Raw genomic sequence first — 16,811 nt, 5'->3', positions numbered from 1 at the left:
GCCCATCAAAAAACAAACTTGAATCTGAAAGGCTGGGCCAGCTCGCCTACAATCATGGGTGACGGGCCTTCCCGCATGGTGAAGCGGCCAACCGGGTCAGGTGGGGAACCAAGCAGCCCTAACTGTGAATCCAGTGCCGGGGTCAAGGCTCGTCACCTTTTTCTTTTCAGTCGGTCAAGCGTTTGCTTGAACTCGGATGGGCTGCATGCCCTCTCCCACCCCAGACCGTCAACTCCGCCCAAGCTGTTTCAGGCCATGCGTCGGCGCAGCGCTGGAAAAGGCAGGGCTTTGACTTTGCCCGAACTGACCAACTGGGGGGCAACTGGCGCCGCGCGCAGCATGTCAGACACGACTTGATCGGCATTTTGATGGGCACCCAGACGGTTGGCTTCAAAAGCCAATTTGGTCTGCTGGGCCATTTGTGCCACAAAATTCTGGGGGTAGTCACGCACATTGAAACCACGCAAAGCCATGACTTTCATGAAAGCATTGGCGGCCTCTTCAACGGCACGTTGGTATTCTTGGGAAGCTTCTGGAGACATGTCGACCTCGTTATTGATGAAGTGATTCACTTCCTCTCAACGCGCCAAGTGCGCTGCGGGTCTACACAACATGTGTTGATTTGTTACAAATTTGTCAAAATATCTAAGCCAGCGGATCGGCCACTGGCCAGACAAGCGGTCAGCAAATACCCCCCTGTCGGGGCCTCCCAATCCATCATTTCACCAGCGCAGTAAACGTCAGGACGGTTCAAGAGCCTTCCCTCAGGTGTAACACCCGAGTACTCAACACCGCCCGCCGTACTGATCGCTTCGGCAACAGGTCTGGGTTTTTCGAGCGAGATCACCAACCCCTTCAAACTCTTAGCCAAGGCCTCTGGCTGGGCCAAAACCTGCTGTGAGCACAGCTCATGCAACAAGCCCATTTTGACGCCATCAATCCCCAACCGGCTTTTGAGGTGACTCGACAAACTTCGGCTACCGCGCGGCCAGCTCACCTCCCGAAGGACTTGTTCGAAAGGTTTACCGGGCAACAAGTCCAACAAGAAATGCGCAGGGCCTTGCGCCAGATCATCGCGCAACAGGGCCGATGCCGCATACACCAAACTGCCCTCCACCCCAGTGTCCGTGATGACGAACTCGCCTTGGCGCTCGAACCGCGGGGGCAAGCCGGTCCCTGCCGACTCACCCAAGGAATCCGCGGCTCCCAGCGCCAGAGGGCACACACGCAGTGCCACTGATTTCAGCGGATGCCCGGCAAATCGGCTGCGGAAGTGTTCGGTCCAACCTTTGCCATCGCGCCCCATGACATCAAAACCACAATTGGATGGCTTCAGAGGGGCGATGCTGACACCTTGATCAGCCAACAAGGGCACCCAAGAACCATCGGAGCCTAAACGCGGCCAACTGGCGCCGCCCAATGCCAATAAGGTGGCGCGAGCACTCACCCGCCTAACACCCACTGGCCCTGTGGGCTGAAACAACAGCTGGTCTTTCTCCCAACCCAGCCATCGGTGGCGCATGTGAAATTGGACAGGAACGCCTGAAGTGGGGTGCCGCAGTCGCTGCAACCAAGCCCGAAGCAAGGGCGCCGCTTTCATCTCTAAGGGAAATACCCGACCCGAAGTACCCACAAAAGTCTCCACCCCCAATCCTCGGGCCCAGTCACGAACAGCTTGTGCATCCATATGGCGCAACCAGGGCGCTACTTGGTCTTGGCGTGGGCCGAACCGTGTCATGAACAGATCGGGGGCTTCCGAATGGGTCAAGTTCAACCCACCTTTTCCTGCCAGCAAAAATTTTCGCCCGACCGATGGCATGGCATCAAAGAGATGGACCGAAACGCCCGCTTGCGAGAGAACCTCTGCGGCCATTAACCCGGCCGGGCCACCGCCCACAATGGCCACGTCAACCGACAAGTCTGTGGCGATATGAGGAACGGAAAGATCTGCGGGAAAAGTCATGTAATTACGCTGGACAACGCTTAGGCGACAGTGAACGGGGAAAGTATTCTGTCAAAATAGACCTAACTTTAGCTGCATCTTCAATGTTCACAAGGAATAGGCCATGGCCAGCGATTTGATCAAACACATTACCGACGCCACTTTTGATGCCGACGTGCTCCAATCCAGTCAGCCAGTGGTGGTCGATTTTTGGGCCGAATGGTGCGGTCCCTGCAAGATGATTGCCCCCATCTTGGACGAAGTGGCCAGTGCTTATGAAGGTAAGCTGCAAATTGCCAAGATGAACGTGGACGACAACCGCGACGTCCCGGCCAAATTTGGCATTCGCGGCATTCCTACTTTGATGATTTTCAAAGATGGTCAATTGGCTGCCACCAAAGTGGGCGCCATGAGCAAGTCGCAACTGACCGCTTTCATCGACCAGCAATTGGCCTGATGTACGTTGGCGCCCCTGCTGGCGGCACCACTCAAGACAAAACCGGGTAAAAACGACCCGGTTTTTTGTTTTCCGAGACCCACACAAAACCTGTCATAATTTCAACTAAGGCAGCCCTAACAGGGTCATACGCCTCAATTGACGGAAGCTACGGCCCCCAACCCCGGGCGGCATCCGATCCAACCCATTTCCACCCGGTTATCCCGAAAAACGGTCAACAGTTGACCGATTCGCCACAGGCCCATTCCCATGCATTTGAACGAACTCAAGGCACTTCATGTGTCCGAACTCCTGAAGCAAGCCGACGCACTCGAAATCGAGAACACGGGCCGCATGCGCAAACAGGAATTGATGTTTGCGATCATCAAAAAGCGCGCCAAAGCTGGCGAGCAGGTGTTTGCCGACGGCGTGCTGGAAATTTTGCCTGACGGTTTCGGCTTTTTGCGCAGCCCCGACTCCAGCTACACGGCCAGCACGGACGACATCTACATCAGCCCCAGCCAGGTACGCCGCTTCAACCTGCACACAGGCGACATGATCGAAGGTGAAGTGCGCATCCCCAAAGATGGCGAGCGCTACTTTGCGCTGACCAAGCTGGACAAGGTCAACGACGATCTGCCCGAGAACAACAAACACAAGGTCATGTTCGAGAACTTGACGCCCCTGTTCCCCAAAGAACAGATGCGTCTGGAACGCGACATCAAGGGCGAAGAAAACATCACCGCCCGTGTGATCGACATCATTGCACCGCTCGGCCGCGGCCAGCGTGCCTTGATCGTGGCCCAGCCCAAGTCGGGCAAAACCGTGATGATGCAGCAGATCGCGCACGCTATCACCGCCAACTACCCCGACGTTCACCTGATGGTGTTGTTGGTGGATGAGCGCCCTGAAGAAGTGACCGAAATGCAGCGCAGCGTGCGCGGTGAGGTGATCTCTTCGACCTTTGACGAACCCGCTTCGCGCCATGTGCACGTGGCCGAAATGGTGATCGAGCGCGCCAAACGCCTGGTCGAGCTGAAAAAAGACGTGGTGATCTTGCTGGACTCGATCACCCGCTTGGCCCGCGCTTACAACAACGTGGTGCCATCATCCGGCAAAGTGCTCTCGGGTGGTGTGGACGCCAATGCTTTGCAACGCCCCAAGCGCTTCTTTGGCGCAGCGCGCAATGTAGAAGAAGGCGGCAGTTTGACCATCATCGCCACGGCCCTGGTCGACACCGGCAGCCGCATGGACGAGGTGATCTTTGAAGAGTTCAAGGGCACCGGCAACTGCGAAATCCACTTGGAGCGCCGTTTGTACGAAAAACGCGTGTTCCCGGCCATCAACTTGAACCGCAGTGGTACGCGTCGCGAAGAGTTGCTGCTTCAGCCAGAAGTGCTGCAGAAAACCCGCATCTTGCGTCAATTCATGTACAACATGGACGAAATCGAGGCGATGGAGATGGTTTTGAAGAGCATGAAAGCCACCAAGAACAACTCCGAGTTCTTTGACATGATGCGGCGCGGCGGCTGATACCCTATAATCGACAGGTTTTGCGGAAAGTGCACTCAGATAGGCTGAAGTGTGGCTACCGTAGCGAAAATAAAAGGATTTCCCCATGAAAGACGGCATTCACCCCAACTACCGTGAAATTTGCTTCCAAGACATGTCCAATGGTTTCAAGTTCGTGACCCGTTCATGCGCTAACACCAAAGAAATGATCACCATGGAAGACGGCCGCGAGTTGCCGCTTTACAAGTTGGACACGACCAGCGAGTCGCACCCCTTCTACACGGGCACGCAAAAGTCGGTGGACAACATGGGCGGCCGCGTGGAGAAATTCCGCAACCGTTTCGGCAAGACCACCGTCATCGCCAAGTAATTCGCGAATCGGTGAACCCCAAAGGGCAGCCCGGGCAACCGGCCTGCCCTTTTTGTTTGGCATTCATCTGGTGACCGTTTGAGCGAACGCACAGCAGCTGAAGCGACACCTGGATACCGTTTTCTCCTGATATCTTTTGCCCCTGTGAACCAACCCACCCCAGCCATCGTTGCCCAAAGTGCAGTCCGCAGGCTACCGCGTCTGTATTTGCTGCTGCTTTGCATCGCCTATGTTTTGCCAGGTTTTCTGGGGCGCTCGCCTTGGAAAGCCCAAGACGTCGAAGCCTTTGGCTACATGCTGCAAATGGCCCACCCAGGCATGGGAGACTCGCTCAGTTGGCTCAAGCCCACGCTGCTCGGGAGCCCCGATGGCAACCTCGCTTTGTTGCCCTACTGGTTGGGCGCCTTGTTCATACGAATGGCTCCCGCGGGTTGGGAAGATCTGTTTGCACGGCTGCCGTTCATGGGCATGCTGATCGCCACTTTGGCATCGACTTGGTATGCCGTGCACGCGCTCACCCGGCATCCGGCCGCTCAACCCGTGAGTTTTGCATTTGGTGGAGAAGCCAAACCGACCGACTACGCCAGAGCCATGGCCGACGGTGGATTGCTGGCGCTTCTCGCCTGCTTGGGTTTGGCGCAACTTTCACACGAAACCACGCCCGCCCTGAGTCAGTTGTGCTTTGGAGCTTTGCTGTTTTTTGGCTTGGCGACCTGGTCACGACACCGCGTTCGCAGTGCAACAGCCGTCACGGTCGGCATGCTGGGCCTGACCTTGTCGGGTGCCCCCACTTTGGCTCTGCTCTTGGGCTTGGGTGGCGCTGGCGTGTGCGCTGTGGGCCAACCCGACCCTTCGCAGCGCCGCATGAGCATGCTGGATTTGGGCATCCTGGCCTTGGTGCTGCTGCTGTGCGTCACCACGGCGGGTGCGCTGGATTTGTGGCGTTGGCGCGTGGTGCCTCACACGCTGTTGGACCTGCACAGGCTGGCCAAATTGATCGCTTGGTTCACCTGGCCTGCTTGGCCCTTGGCCGTCTGGTCTTTGTGGCGTTGGCGTGGTCAGCTCTCGCGCGCTTGGCGCTACCCCCACTTGGGTTTGCCCATTTGGTTCGTGACCGTGACCGTGGTTGCCACCTGGTTCACAGGACTGTCTGATCGGGCATTGTTAACTGCCCTGCCCGCGATTGCCACCTTGGCAGCATTGGCCCTGCCGACACTCAAGCGCAGCTTGGGGGCCTTGATCGATTGGTTCACCTTGGCGTTTTTCAGCCTTTGCGCCTTGGCGATTTGGGTGGTTTGGTTGGCCATGCAAACCGGCACCCCTGCCAAACCCGCGGGCAACGTGGTCCGCTTGGCGCCTGAATTTGTGCCTGAGTTTTCCATGGCGGCATTCGCTTTGGCACTGGGGGCCACACTGGGCTGGGCTGGGCTGGTCAGATGGCGCACCGGTTACCACCGCGCAGCGATTTGGAAAAGCATGGTTTTGCCTGCAGGAGGCGCTGTCCTTTGCTGGTTGCTGCTCACGACCTTGTGGCTACCCTTGGTCGACTACGGTCGCAGCTACGCTCCTTTGATGGCCAAAGTCAGCCAAGCCACCAACGGCAGTACTTGCTTTCAATTTGCAGGCATCAGCAAAGCCCAAGGTGCCGCCCTCATCTACCACGCGCAGGCTCGCTTACTGCCTTTGCAAGCACCTCAAGATGACTGCTCTTGGTTGATTGTGGACCGGGCCAATCTGCCCCTGCTGTCAGCCAAAGTGCAGTCATTGGGCTGGACAGAGCAAACAGCCATCAAACGACCCACAGACAAAAGCGAAACCTTGGTCATTTTCCGTCCGGCTCAGCCGCTGATCACGCCCTCTGTCGAATCCTCGCGCTGAAGCATGTCTGAGCTGCGCGTCATCGCCCGTCATGCTGGCACCGTACTCGTCGGCCAACTCGCCGTCATGTCGTTTGGCATCGCCGACACCCTGATTGCCGGACGTTACAGCCCACAGGCTCTGGCTGTTTTGGCATTGGCCTCTTCCATTTACATCAGCATTTATGTGGCACTGAACGGACTGATTCAGGCCTTGTTGCCCGTTTGGGCCGAACTCCAAGGCGGTGGACGGCAAGCCCAAGTGGGTCAGTCGGTACGCCAAGCGCTTTACATTGCAGGCGGCGCAGCGGTGCTGGGCATCTGCGGACTCTGGTTTCCTGACCTGTGGCTCGCGGCCACCGAAGTGCCCGAAGAACTTTGGCCCGATGTCCGCGCCTATTTGCGCATTTTGGCGGTGGCCTTGGTACCTTCCTTGCTGTTTCGCTTGTATGGCACGCTCAACCAAAGCCTGGGCCATCCGCGCTTGGTGACTTGGCTGCAAGCGGGGGCCTTGCTGGTCAAAGTGCCACTGTCTTACGCTTTGACCTTTGGGGGCGCAGGCTTTGCGGGCATGGGCGTGGTGGGCTGCGCTTGGGCCACATTGGCCGTTAACCTTCTCATGATGCTGGCAGGCCTGTGGCTTTTGAGAACACAAGACATCTACCTGCCCTACCGCTTATGGCAACGTCCTGAAAAACCTGATGGGGCTGTGCTTCGGCGTTTCTTGGCGCTGGGTGTGCCCGCAGGTTTGTCCATCATGGTGGAAGTGACCTCCTTCACCTTGATGGCCTTGTTCATTGCACGTCTGGGCGCGGTGGCCTTGGCCAGCCACCAAATCGCGGCCAGTTTGGCCTCTGTGCTTTACATGGTGCCACTGGCATTGGGCATCGCCAGCAGCGCACGCACAGGTTTTTGGCTGGGCGCTGGGCAAAGACACAAAGCACGACGCGCCGCTGCTTTGGGCATCGGCTTGGGGATAGGAGCCGCTCTATTGGGGGCTGGCCTCTTGTTTTTAGGTCGAGAAGCACTGGCCCAAGCCTTCAGCAATGACCCCCAAGTGGTCCAAGCTGCCACGTTATGGCTGGGCTGGGTAGCGCTCTACCACTTAGCAGATGCGGTGCAAGCAGTCTGCGCCTACCTGCTTCGCTGCTACAGGATCACCCTGATGCCCTTGCTCATTTACACCGCCTTGCTCTGGGGTGTGGGCTTGTATGGTGGCTATGTGTTGGCTTACCAAGGCATCGAATGGGCAGGATGGCCCCTTCGGTCCAGCGTGGAGACCTTTTGGATCACCAGCACCGCCGCCTTGGCTTTGGTGTCGCTGTTGTTCACCGCCATGGTCTGGCATGCCTCGCGCTTGACAAGCCCATCGCCCAAGATGCATTAAGGTAAGGTCTTCGATTACTTTGAAAAAGAAGCCCGCCATGATTCTCGAACTCGCCGACATCCGCATTCACCCTGGCCAACAAGCCGAATTTGAAAAAGCCATTAACTGGGCTTGAACACCGTGGCTTGCAAAGCCAAGGGTTTTCAAGGTGGCAAAGTCAACCGCGGCATTGAAAGCCCTGAGCGCTACATCTTGCAAATTTTTTGGGACACGCTGGAGGACCACACCGTGGGTTTTCGCCAATCGCCTCTGTTCACAGAGTGGCGCGCCATCGTTGGTCCATTTTTCGCAGCACCACCGCATGTGGAGCACTTTGAGCTGACCCTCAAATCGGCTTGATCATCGGGTGCGCTGGGTTCAGGCCGCTTCGTGCCGCGACACCAGCAAGCTCAACAGGTGCATGAACTGCAATTGCTCTGGGGCTGAAAGCGGGGACAAAATTTCCGCTTGAACCGCTGCCACCGCAGAGAGCATTCCTGTCAAAGCTTGTTGCCCCTCTGGGGTCAACACCAACAGCTTTCGCCTGCGGTCCACGTCGTCAGAACGCCGCGCCACCCAACCTTTGCTCTCCAAACGACCGATCACCGACCCCGATGTCGCCGGATCAAATGCCACCCGAGTGGCCAACGTGGTTTGGTCCACACCGGGGCTGTCCATCAACGCATTCAAAATGGCGAACTGAACAGGCGTGACGTCGGCTGCGGCCAAGTGGGTGTTGAACACCGCCACCGATATTTGGTGAGCGCGTCGGATCAAATGCCCGGGTGCGGCTGCCACATCAAAGCTGTGTTTCATTTCCCGGTTTCTCCGTCCAATGCAGGGTTATCACCAGTCGAAGTGCTGGCCTGGCCTCCTATAGTAAGCGCACTTAAAAAGTTATCCCGCGCTGCCCACCTGGCTTTGGCAGGATGAACATGCACATTTTTTGAAAGTGATTCATGAGTTTTTTATTTCCACCAGCGCCCACTGTCTCAGTTCCCGTTGTCGGACAAGCGAATCGCTTCCCCGTTCACCGCATTTACTGTGTTGGCCGCAACTATGAAGAACACGCCAAAGAAATGGGGTTCACCGGACGCGAGCCCCCTTTCTTCTTCCTCAAGCCCGCTGACAGTTTGGTGGTGGTCGATGCCGGACAGACGGGCATCATGCCCTACCCCAGCCTCACACACAACCTGCACCATGAAATAGAGCTGGTGGTGGCCATCGGTGTGGGCGGTAAAAACATTTCTGCAGCCGATGCGGCCAAACACATCTATGGCTATGCCGTGGGCCTGGACATGACCCGCCGAGATTTGCAAAACGAGATGAAAAAACAAGGTCGCCCATGGTGCATCGGCAAAGCCTTTGACCATTCGGCGCCTATTGGCCCGATCACGCCCATCGCGCAAGCCGGTGACGTGAACAACGCCGACATCAGCCTGCAGGTCAACGGTGCAGACCGCCAGCGCAGCAGTGTGGCCAAACTCATTTGGAACGTGGCGGAAACCATCGAACACCTCTCTGCAGCCTGGGAACTGCAACCCGGTGACTTGATTTACACCGGCACCCCCGAAGGCGTGGCGGCCGTGGTAGCGGGTGACACCTTGGTGGGTCGGGTAGCGGTCTTGGGCAGCTTGGAAATCAAAATCGCCTGAAATAAGGCATGGGAACGCGCTGTTTGTAAGTCCGCGCCAACCGCGTTTTCCCCATGAATAAAAGTGCTCCCCCATCAAGAATTTCAGGGTTAACCCTCAATACGAGTCCTAAAAGTTGCAACATAATTCATTTTTTACCCCAAGAAAGCGCCTCAACGGCTTTCAAGCGATCCCCTGTGCCGCATTTTCCCGATTAACCGACCGAGCGGTTGGTTTATCATCATTTTTTTAACCCAAGTTGGAGACAAGTCGATGAAGAAATTCCTGCAACAAACGGCCCTGGCCGCAGGCTTGATGGCCGTTGGTTTTGGCGTCCACGCCCAGACCATCACGCTGAAGGTGCACCACTTCTTGGGCCCACAGTCCATCCAACACACCACCATGTTGGGCGATTGGTGCAAAAACATTGCGCGTGACTCCAAAGACCGCCTGAAGTGCGATATCTACCCAGCCATGCAATTGGGTGGAACTCCTGTTCAATTATTTGATCAAACCCGTGACGGTGTGGTCGATGTCGCATGGACCCTTCAGGCATACACAGCCAAGCTGCAAAAGCTTGAAGTCTTTGAATTGCCCTTCATGATGACCAATGCCGAGGCCACCAGCCGCGCAGCCTGGGATTACGTGCAAAAGTTTGCTCAGGAAGATTTCAAAGACGTGAAGCTGTTGGCCGTGCACGTCCACGGTCCAGGCAACATTTATACCAAGAACAAAGCAGTGGCCACCATGGCCGACCTTAAGGGCTTGAAAGTGCGGGCGCCCACACGACAGGTCAACAAGATGGTTGCGATGATGGGTGCTACGCCCGTGGCGATGCCAGTTCCACAGGTTACAGAAGCCTTGTCCAAAGGCGTGATTGATGGAGCTGTGATTCCTTACGAAGTCGCGCCTGGCCTCAAAGTCCAAGAATTGACCAACTTCACAGCCGAAACCGATCGCAGCTACAACGCGCTTTACACCACTGTGTTCGTTTTGCCAATGAACAAAGCCAAGTACGATTCTTTGCCTGCTGATCTGAAGGCCGTCATTGACAAGAACTCTGGCCGCGAATTGTCTGCTTTCATGGGCAAAACCCAAGCCGGACAAGACGTGCCAAGCAAGCAAGTTTTTGTTGACGCGAAAAACCAAAAAATTACCGTCATTCCAAAAGCTGAGTTGGAAAACTGGAAAAAAGCGACCGACTCTTTGGACGATGCTTGGGTCAAAGAAATGACCGCCAAAGGCATGGATGGCAAAGCCATGCTGGATGGTGCCACCGCTTTGATCAAGCAATACACCAAGTAAAGCGCCTACGCGCAGAATCTAAGGGCGGAGTTTCTCCGCCCTTTTTTCGCCCTTTCAGGCGCAAGGCCTGATGCAAACCAAGGAAAGACCGTGGCAGAACTCATCGTCGCCGACACCTCTCAAGCCAGAGGCCCTGCAGGCAGGGCCATAGAAACAGTTTGCCAATTTTTTGCTATCTGCTCAGGCCTGGTGCTCACTGCCATGGCCTTCATGTCGATTGCCAGCATCGTCGGCCGCACCTTCTTCAGCAGCCCTATCGTGGGAGATTACGAATTGGTGCAAGCCCTTTGCGCCATCGCTGTGAGTATGAGTCTGCCCTACACCCACTGGGTGCGCGGTCATGTGATCGTCGACTTCTTCACGGCCCACGCCAATCCTAAGTTCAATTTGGTTCTGGATCTGTTGGCTAACTTGACCCTGGCCGTATTTTCGGCAGTGATCACTTGGCGTCTCTGGAAGGGGCTTTGGGATCTCAAAAATTCCTTGGAGGCGTCCATGTTGTTGGACATTCCTACCTGGTGGAGTTACGCACCGATGGTGCCTTCGTTTGCTTTGCTGTGCATCACGGCACTCTATGCCGCTGGTGACGACCTTGGAAAGATTCAATCATGACCGGCATTGAATTAGGCAGCCTTGTTTTCATAGGACTGATTGCCCTGCTTGCTCTGCGCGTGCACATTGGCGTGGCCATGTTACTTGCGGGATCTGTGGGTTATGTAGCGCTATCGGGTATGGACCCTTTGCTCAACTACTTCAAATCTGCGGCCTACACCCGATTTTCGGTCTATGACCTCTCAGTCGTGCCTTTGTTTTTGCTGATGGGTCAATTTGCCACACATGGCGGTCTGTCTAAAGCCCTATTCAAAGCTGGAAACGCGATGATCGGCCATTGGCGCGGTGGCATGGCCATGGCGGCAGTCACCTCGTGTGCGGGTTTTGGTGCGATTTGCGGCTCATCCCTGGCCACAGCGGCCACCATGGGCCAAGTGGCTTTACCTGAGCTCAAAGCGCACAAATACTCGCCTCGCCTGTCCACCGCGGTTATCGCTGCAGGTGGCACGCTGGGCATCTTGATTCCACCTTCGGTGCCCTTGGTCATTTACGCCATCATCACCGAGCAAAACATCGCCAAGTTGTTTTTGGCAGCGTTCATTCCCGGCATCATTGCGGCAATTGGTTACATGGTGGTGATCGGCATCATCGCCCGCGTCCGGCCTGAAGAAGCACCCCGTGGCGAGCGCTTTAGCTGGGGTCAAAGGATGCAGGCGCTGGCCGAAACCTGGCCTGTGCTGTTGATCTTTGCAGTGGTCATAGGTGGTATCTACGGTGGCTTGTTCACCCCCACTGAGGCTGCCTCCATTGGCACCATTGCCACTGGTTTTGTAGCCTGGACTTCGGGTGGACTCAAGGGGAAAGGCTTTTTGGAATGCATGTATGGTGCAGCGGGTGCCACAGGCATGATCTTTTTGATTTTGCTGGGCGCCGATGTGCTGAACGTGTTTTTGGCGCTGACCCAAGTCAACACTGAACTGGCCAAATGGGTCGTCGGAATGAACCTGCACCCCTTGATGGTTGTGTTCACCATCATCGCCATTTACTTGGTGCTGGGTTGCATCATGGACAGCCTGTCCATGATCCTGCTCACGGTCCCCATGTTTTTCCCCATCATCATGGGCATCGACATTTGGGGTCTGGACAACGAATCCAAAGCCATCTGGTTTGGCATTGTGGCCTTGATGGTGGTGGAGATCGGATTGATCACACCGCCAGTGGGTATGAACGTTTTCATCATCAGCAACATGGCAAAAGATGTGCCGATGAAAGAAACCTTCAAGTACATTGTTCCCTTCCTCATTTCCGACTTGCTGCGCATCACGGCCATTGTTTTCTTCCCGAGCATTACACTCGTGGCTTTGAAAATATTTGCTTAATCATGTACACACGAGAAGCCATTCGACATTGCCGCCAATGTGGCGCTTCGGTGGCTTACCGTTTGCCTGACGACGGGGACACCAAGCAGCGTGCCATCTGCACCGTCTGCCACACGGTGCACTACGAAAACCCCTTGAACGTGGTGGGCACCGTGCCGCATTGGGGCGACCAGGTGTTGCTGTGCAAACGCAACATTGAACCGCGCAAAGGCAAATGGACCTTGCCGGCAGGCTTCATGGAATTGGGAGAGTCCACGTCAGAAGGCGCTGCCCGTGAAACGACAGAAGAAGCCGGGGCCCAGTTTGTCGTGGAGGACTTACTCACCGTCATGAGCGTGCCGCGTGTGGGCCAGGTGCACTTGTATTACCGCGCCCGTCTGACAAGCGATGTGTTCGACCCCGGACACGAAACCATGGAAGCGCGCTTGTTCAAAGAAGATGAAATTCCTTGGGACGAATTGGCGTTTCGCACCGTCAAGGAAACGCTGGAGCACTACTTTGCCGACCGGCGTGCTGGCCATTTCAGCACGCACGCTTTCGACATCGCCTGAGACTGCGCCCTCAGGCCGTTCGCATCACACGTCGATCGCCGCGGCCGACCCGGCCTGCTTGCGCAACTCAAACTTCTGGATCTTGCCCGTGCTGGTTTTGGGCAACTCGCCAAACACCACCGCACGCGGCACTTTAAATCCCGCCAAGTGCTGCTTACAGTGCGCCACAATCTGCTCAGCGGTGACCTGGGCGTCGGCCTTCAACTCCACAAAGGCACACGGCGTCTCGCCCCAGCGCGCATCGGGCTTGGCCACCACGGCGGCGGCCAGCACAGCGGGGTGGCGGTACAGCACGTCTTCCACCTCGATCGATGAAATGTTCTCGCCGCCCGAGATGATGATGTCTTTGCTGCGGTCCTTGATCTTGAAATAACCGTCGGGGTACTGCACCGCCAGGTCACCGCTGTGGAACCAACCGCCCGCAAAAGCCTCTTGTGTGGCCTTGGGGTTCTTGAGGTAACCCTTCATCGTGATGTTGCCCTTGAACATGATCTCGCCCATGGTCTCGCCGTCTTGCGGCACGGGCTGCATGGTTTCGGGGTTGAGCACACGCACATCGCGCTGCAGGTGGTAACGCACGCCCTGACGGGCATTCAGCCTGGCCCGATCGCCAATGTCGAGCGAATCCCACTCGGGGTGCTTGGGGCACACCGTGGCAGGGCCATAGACCTCGGTGAGGCCATACACATGGGTCAAATCAAAGCCCAGTTGCTCCATGCCCTCGATCATCGAAGCTGGGGGCGCTGCGCCTGCCACCATGGCCTTGATGCCAGCGGGCACACCCGCCTTCATGGCGGCCTGAGCATTCACCAGCAAACCATGCACGATGGGTGCACCACAGTAATGCGTGACGCCGTGATTGCGCATGGCGTCGAACATGGCCTGCGCGTCCACCTTGCGCAAACACACATTCACGCCCGCACGCGCGGCCACTGTCCACGGAAAGCACCAGCCGTTGCAATGAAACATGGGCAGCGTCCACATGTAGACCGCGTGCTTGGGCATGTCCCATTCCAGAATGTTCGAAATGGCATTGGTGGCCGCCCCCCGGTGGTGGTAGACCACGCCCTTGGGGTTGCCGGTGGTGCCGCTGGTGTAGTTCAGTGCAATCGCGTCCCACTCATTGGCGGGCAGGCTCCAGGCAAAGTGGGCGTCACCGCTGGCCACAAAGGCTTCGTAAGTGACCGAGCCCAGTTTTTCGGTCGGGCCTGTGTAGAGCGCGTCTTCCACATCGATCACCAGCACAGGCCGTGTGGACTGGCGCAGCGCCAGCGCCTTTTTCATCACGCCCGCAAACTCGGGGTCTACGATCACCGCCTTGGCTTCGCCGTGGTCGAGCATGAAGGCCACCGTCTCTGGGTCCAGCCGGGTGTTGAGCGCATTGAGCACGGCGCCCACCATGGGAATGCCAAAGTGCGCCTCCACCATGGGCGGCGTGTTGGGCAGCATCACGGCCACCGTGTCGTTCTTGCCAATGCCCGCCTGCGCCAGCGCACTGGCCAGTTGGCGGGTGCGGCGGTAGGTGCTGGCCCAGTCCTGGCGCAAATCACCGTGCACGATGGCCAGGCGGGTCGGGTAGACCTCGGCCGTGCGCTCGATGAAGCTGAGCGGCGAAATCGGCGCGTGGTTGGCGGGGGTCTGGGGCAAGTCTTGGTCAAAGATGCTGACTTTGGTTTCTGTCATAAGTGTTCCGTGAAGGCTGGCTGTCCAATGGTGAACAGTTTGCCTGACCCAGAGCTGAAATCCATGCTGGTTTGCCCCGAAACAAGCCCAAGCTGGCCGTTCTTATCGGCGAAAATACCCCGATGGCCATCCCCCAGTCTTTCATCCAAGAGTTGCTGTCCCGCGTCGACGTGGTCGACATCGTGGGCAAGTACGTGCAGCTCAAGAAAGGCGGCGCCAACTTCATGGGCCTGTGCCCCTTCCATGGCGAAAAATCCCCCAGCTTCAGTGTCAGCCCCACCAAGCAGTTTTTCCACTGCTTTGGCTGTGGCAAAAACGGCAACGCCATCGGCTTTTTGATGGAGCACGCGGGCATGACCTTCATCGAAGCGGTGAAGGATCTGGCCCAACAAACCGGCATGCAGGTGCCCGAAGAACAGCAATCGCCCGAAGACCGCGCCCGCGCTGCCGCCGCCAAGGCCAAACAAGACAGCCTGAGCGACGTGCTCGAAAAAGCAGGCGAGGCTTACCGCGACCAGCTCAAGATCACCCCGCACGCCATCGACTACCTCAAAGGCCGGGGCCTGTCCGGGCAAATCGCCAAACGCTTTGGCCTGGGTTACGCACCCGAAGGCTGGCGCTCGCTGGCGAGCATCTTCCCCAAATACGACGACCCGCTCTTGGCCGAGTCGGGCTTGGTGATCGTCAACGAAGAGGACGACAAGCGCTACGACCGCTTTCGGGACCGCATCATGTTCCCGATCCGCAACATCAAGGGCGAGTGCATCGGCTTTGGCGGGCGGGTGATCGGCAGCGGCACTCCAAAATATTTGAACTCACCCGAAACGCCAGTCTTTCACAAAGGCCGCGAGCTGTATGGCTTGTACGAAGCGCGCGAAGCCCTGCACAGCGCAGGCTATGTGCTGGTCACCGAAGGCTACATGGACGTGGTGGCGCTCGCCCAACTGGGCTTTGCCAATTCGGTCGCAACCCTGGGCACTGCTTGCACGCCCGACCATGTGCAAAAGTTGTTCAGGTTCACCGACGCGGTGGTCTTCAGTTTTGACGGTGACGGCGCAGGCCGCCGCGCAGCCCGTAAAGCACTCGACGGTGCCCTGCCATACGCCACCGATGTGCGCAGCATCAAGTTTTTGTTTTTGCCCGCCGAGCACGACCCCGACAGCTATGTGCGCGAGTTTGGCCAAGAAGCTTTTGCCGATCAGATCAAGCAAGCCATGCCGCTGTCGCGCTTTTTGATCGAAGCGGCCAGCGTTGACTGCGACCTGCAAACCGCCGAGGGCCGCGCCCGCCTGTCCAGCCAAGCGCGCCCGCTGTGGCAGCTGCTGCCCGAGGGCGCTCTCAAACAGCAACTGCTGTCTGAGCTGGCGCAACTCATCCAACTGGAGACCGCTGGCCTCGAAAAACTCTGGGCCCAACAAGCAGCGAGCGACCAGCGCTTTGCACCCGCGGCACGCAATGCGGCCACACCCGCACCCCAGGCACCCAACGCTGCCTTCAGCCAAGCGGCCAGCGCGGGGCATGACGAATACCCCCAGTTTGAACCGCACTACGGCGAGCCACCAGCCTGGTCGGGCGCCAACACGTTCGCGCCGTCCAACGGCAACAGCAACTGGAAAAACAAAAATCCCAACTGGACGCCGGGCAGCAAATTTGGCAACAGCAAATACAAACGCGACCCAGCCCCCGTCTACACCGGCCCCCGCACGGTGCCCGCAAGCCGAGCCGACCACGCAGCTCGCCTCTTGTTGAGCAATATGGCACTTTGGGAAAACTTAGCCTCCGAAGACCACGCCATGCTTTGCGCCTTGCCGGCGCCACACGGTGCATTGTTCGCTTGGTTGGAATCGGTTTTCCACGAGCAAGGGGCTTTGGGCTGGTCGACCCTTCAAGCAGAAATGCAAGGTCAAGCTTTTGCAGCAGACGCCACGCGCTGGATGGCGCAAGAGAATTTAGGCGTCACGCCTGGCAACGAAAACGCCACCCCACCCGACCCCCAAGAAGCCCGGCAAGAACTGAGACGTCTACTCCATCTGCTGATGATCGACCGTCTCAAGCAGCTCGAAACCGAAGCACTCGTCCAAGCCAGTACGGGTCAAGACCCCGAAGCCCAGCAACGCTGGCGCAGTCTGCATGAACGTCGCAAAGCGCTCATGGCCTCCTCGGTAGTCCCCAGCGATTCTTGAGATTCTTGAGATTCTTGAACCCTCAACGGGTTGATTTAAGGA

General features: G+C 57.3%; 15 protein-coding genes, 1 other RNA gene and 1 pseudogene. 13 read left to right on the top strand and 4 right to left on the bottom strand.

Annotation, left to right across the window (positions count from 1 at the left end):
• Positions 1-60: 60 nt before the first annotated feature.
• Positions 61-157: signal recognition particle sRNA small type (ffs, locus tag SWE17_RS03880), an RNA gene on the top strand.
• Between the two features lie 91 nt (positions 158-248).
• On the opposite strand, the gene SWE17_RS03875 is transcribed toward ffs, so the two are convergent.
• The gene (locus SWE17_RS03875) at positions 249-542 is read right to left on the bottom strand and encodes a hypothetical protein (RefSeq protein WP_322991811.1); all 294 of its coding nucleotides are present in this window, start codon (positions 540-542) and stop codon (positions 249-251) included.
• Between the two features lie 83 nt (positions 543-625).
• Positions 626-1,963: a TIGR03862 family flavoprotein gene (locus SWE17_RS03870; protein ID WP_322991810.1), complete on the bottom strand. Its 1,338-nt coding sequence runs from the start codon at positions 1,961-1,963 to the stop codon at positions 626-628.
• Positions 1,964-2,066: 103 nt separating this feature from the next.
• Here SWE17_RS03870 and trxA point away from each other — a divergent pair, with 103 nt between their 5' ends.
• The 6 genes and pseudogenes from trxA to SWE17_RS03840 all read left to right on the top strand — a co-directional run bounded on the left by trxA (position 2,067) and on the right by SWE17_RS03840 (position 7,842).
• Positions 2,067-2,399 carry a thioredoxin TrxA gene (gene trxA, locus SWE17_RS03865; RefSeq protein ID WP_322991809.1) on the top strand — a complete coding sequence of 111 codons (333 nt, stop codon included), beginning with the start codon at positions 2,067-2,069 and terminating at the stop codon, positions 2,397-2,399.
• A 249-nt stretch (positions 2,400-2,648) separates the two neighbouring features.
• Positions 2,649-3,911, top strand: coding sequence for a transcription termination factor Rho (gene rho, locus SWE17_RS03860; RefSeq protein ID WP_100117604.1), 1,263 nt, complete (start codon positions 2,649-2,651; stop codon positions 3,909-3,911).
• A gap of 85 nt (positions 3,912-3,996) precedes the next feature.
• Positions 3,997-4,260 (top strand): type B 50S ribosomal protein L31, encoded by a 264-nt coding sequence (locus SWE17_RS03855; RefSeq protein ID WP_322991808.1) that lies wholly within the window; start codon positions 3,997-3,999, stop codon positions 4,258-4,260.
• A gap of 144 nt (positions 4,261-4,404) precedes the next feature.
• Entirely contained in the window at positions 4,405-6,138 is a 1,734-nt protein-coding gene (locus SWE17_RS03850; protein ID WP_322991807.1) for a hypothetical protein, read from the top strand.
• A 3-nt stretch (positions 6,139-6,141) separates the two neighbouring features.
• Positions 6,142-7,503: an MATE family efflux transporter gene (locus SWE17_RS03845; protein ID WP_322991806.1), complete on the top strand. Its 1,362-nt coding sequence runs from the start codon at positions 6,142-6,144 to the stop codon at positions 7,501-7,503.
• A gap of 37 nt (positions 7,504-7,540) precedes the next feature.
• Positions 7,541-7,842: pseudogene (locus tag SWE17_RS03840) on the top strand (antibiotic biosynthesis monooxygenase family protein).
• Between the two features lie 18 nt (positions 7,843-7,860).
• Here the strand turns inward: SWE17_RS03840 and SWE17_RS03835 are convergent.
• Complete coding sequence (locus SWE17_RS03835) at positions 7,861-8,298, bottom strand: MarR family winged helix-turn-helix transcriptional regulator (RefSeq protein ID WP_322991805.1); 438 nt, start codon at positions 8,296-8,298, stop codon at positions 7,861-7,863.
• A 143-nt stretch (positions 8,299-8,441) separates the two neighbouring features.
• Between SWE17_RS03835 and SWE17_RS03830 the strand changes: the two genes are divergently transcribed.
• From SWE17_RS03830 to SWE17_RS03810, 5 genes are all read left to right on the top strand, one after another.
• Complete coding sequence (locus tag SWE17_RS03830; protein ID WP_322991804.1) at positions 8,442-9,137, top strand: fumarylacetoacetate hydrolase family protein; 696 nt, start codon at positions 8,442-8,444, stop codon at positions 9,135-9,137.
• Between the two features lie 252 nt (positions 9,138-9,389).
• Entirely contained in the window at positions 9,390-10,421 is a 1,032-nt protein-coding gene (locus SWE17_RS03825; RefSeq protein WP_322991803.1) for a TRAP transporter substrate-binding protein, read from the top strand.
• Positions 10,422-10,511: 90 nt separating this feature from the next.
• Entirely contained in the window at positions 10,512-11,033 is a 522-nt protein-coding gene (locus SWE17_RS03820) for a TRAP transporter small permease (protein WP_322991802.1), read from the top strand.
• Positions 11,030-12,352: a TRAP transporter large permease gene (locus SWE17_RS03815; RefSeq protein WP_322991801.1), complete on the top strand. Its 1,323-nt coding sequence runs from the start codon at positions 11,030-11,032 to the stop codon at positions 12,350-12,352. The genes SWE17_RS03820 and SWE17_RS03815 overlap by 4 nt, the downstream gene beginning before the upstream one ends.
• A gap of 2 nt (positions 12,353-12,354) precedes the next feature.
• Positions 12,355-12,903 (top strand): NUDIX hydrolase, encoded by a 549-nt coding sequence (locus SWE17_RS03810; RefSeq protein WP_322991800.1) that lies wholly within the window; start codon positions 12,355-12,357, stop codon positions 12,901-12,903.
• 24 nt (positions 12,904-12,927) lie between these two features.
• Here SWE17_RS03810 and SWE17_RS03805 read toward each other — a convergent pair whose 3' ends face one another.
• A complete protein-coding gene (locus tag SWE17_RS03805) occupies positions 12,928-14,586 on the bottom strand; it encodes an acyl-CoA synthetase (RefSeq protein WP_322991799.1) in 1,659 nt (552 codons plus the stop codon).
• Positions 14,587-14,708: 122 nt separating this feature from the next.
• On the opposite strand from SWE17_RS03805, the gene dnaG reads away from it, so the two are divergent.
• Positions 14,709-16,769, top strand: coding sequence for a DNA primase (dnaG, locus tag SWE17_RS03800; RefSeq protein WP_322991798.1), 2,061 nt, complete (start codon positions 14,709-14,711; stop codon positions 16,767-16,769).
• The last annotated feature ends 42 nt before the right edge of the window (positions 16,770-16,811 follow it).

It is taken from the genome of Limnohabitans sp., assembly GCF_034680285.1.
Classification (GTDB): domain Bacteria; phylum Pseudomonadota; class Gammaproteobacteria; order Burkholderiales; family Burkholderiaceae_C; genus Limnohabitans_A.
Note: the sequence above shows the minus strand (reverse complement) of the source record. Positions and strands in the feature narration are given on the sequence as shown.

Coding starts and splice junctions, on each gene's coding strand:
- SWE17_RS03875 (WP_322991811.1), bottom strand. CDS start 542: ATGTCTCCAGAAGCTTCCCAAGAATACCAACGTGCCGTTGAAGAGGCC.
- SWE17_RS03870 (WP_322991810.1), bottom strand. CDS start 1,963: ATGACTTTTCCCGCAGATCTTTCCGTTCCTCATATCGCCACAGACTTG.
- trxA (WP_322991809.1), top strand. CDS start 2,067: ATGGCCAGCGATTTGATCAAACACATTACCGACGCCACTTTTGATGCC.
- rho (WP_100117604.1), top strand. CDS start 2,649: ATGCATTTGAACGAACTCAAGGCACTTCATGTGTCCGAACTCCTGAAG.
- SWE17_RS03855 (WP_322991808.1), top strand. CDS start 3,997: ATGAAAGACGGCATTCACCCCAACTACCGTGAAATTTGCTTCCAAGAC.
- SWE17_RS03845 (WP_322991806.1), top strand. CDS start 6,142: ATGTCTGAGCTGCGCGTCATCGCCCGTCATGCTGGCACCGTACTCGTC.
- SWE17_RS03835 (WP_322991805.1), bottom strand. CDS start 8,298: ATGAAACACAGCTTTGATGTGGCAGCCGCACCCGGGCATTTGATCCGA.
- SWE17_RS03830 (WP_322991804.1), top strand. CDS start 8,442: ATGAGTTTTTTATTTCCACCAGCGCCCACTGTCTCAGTTCCCGTTGTC.
- SWE17_RS03825 (WP_322991803.1), top strand. CDS start 9,390: ATGAAGAAATTCCTGCAACAAACGGCCCTGGCCGCAGGCTTGATGGCC.
- SWE17_RS03815 (WP_322991801.1), top strand. CDS start 11,030: ATGACCGGCATTGAATTAGGCAGCCTTGTTTTCATAGGACTGATTGCC.
- SWE17_RS03810 (WP_322991800.1), top strand. CDS start 12,355: ATGTACACACGAGAAGCCATTCGACATTGCCGCCAATGTGGCGCTTCG.
- SWE17_RS03805 (WP_322991799.1), bottom strand. CDS start 14,586: ATGACAGAAACCAAAGTCAGCATCTTTGACCAAGACTTGCCCCAGACC.
- dnaG (WP_322991798.1), top strand. CDS start 14,709: ATGGCCATCCCCCAGTCTTTCATCCAAGAGTTGCTGTCCCGCGTCGAC.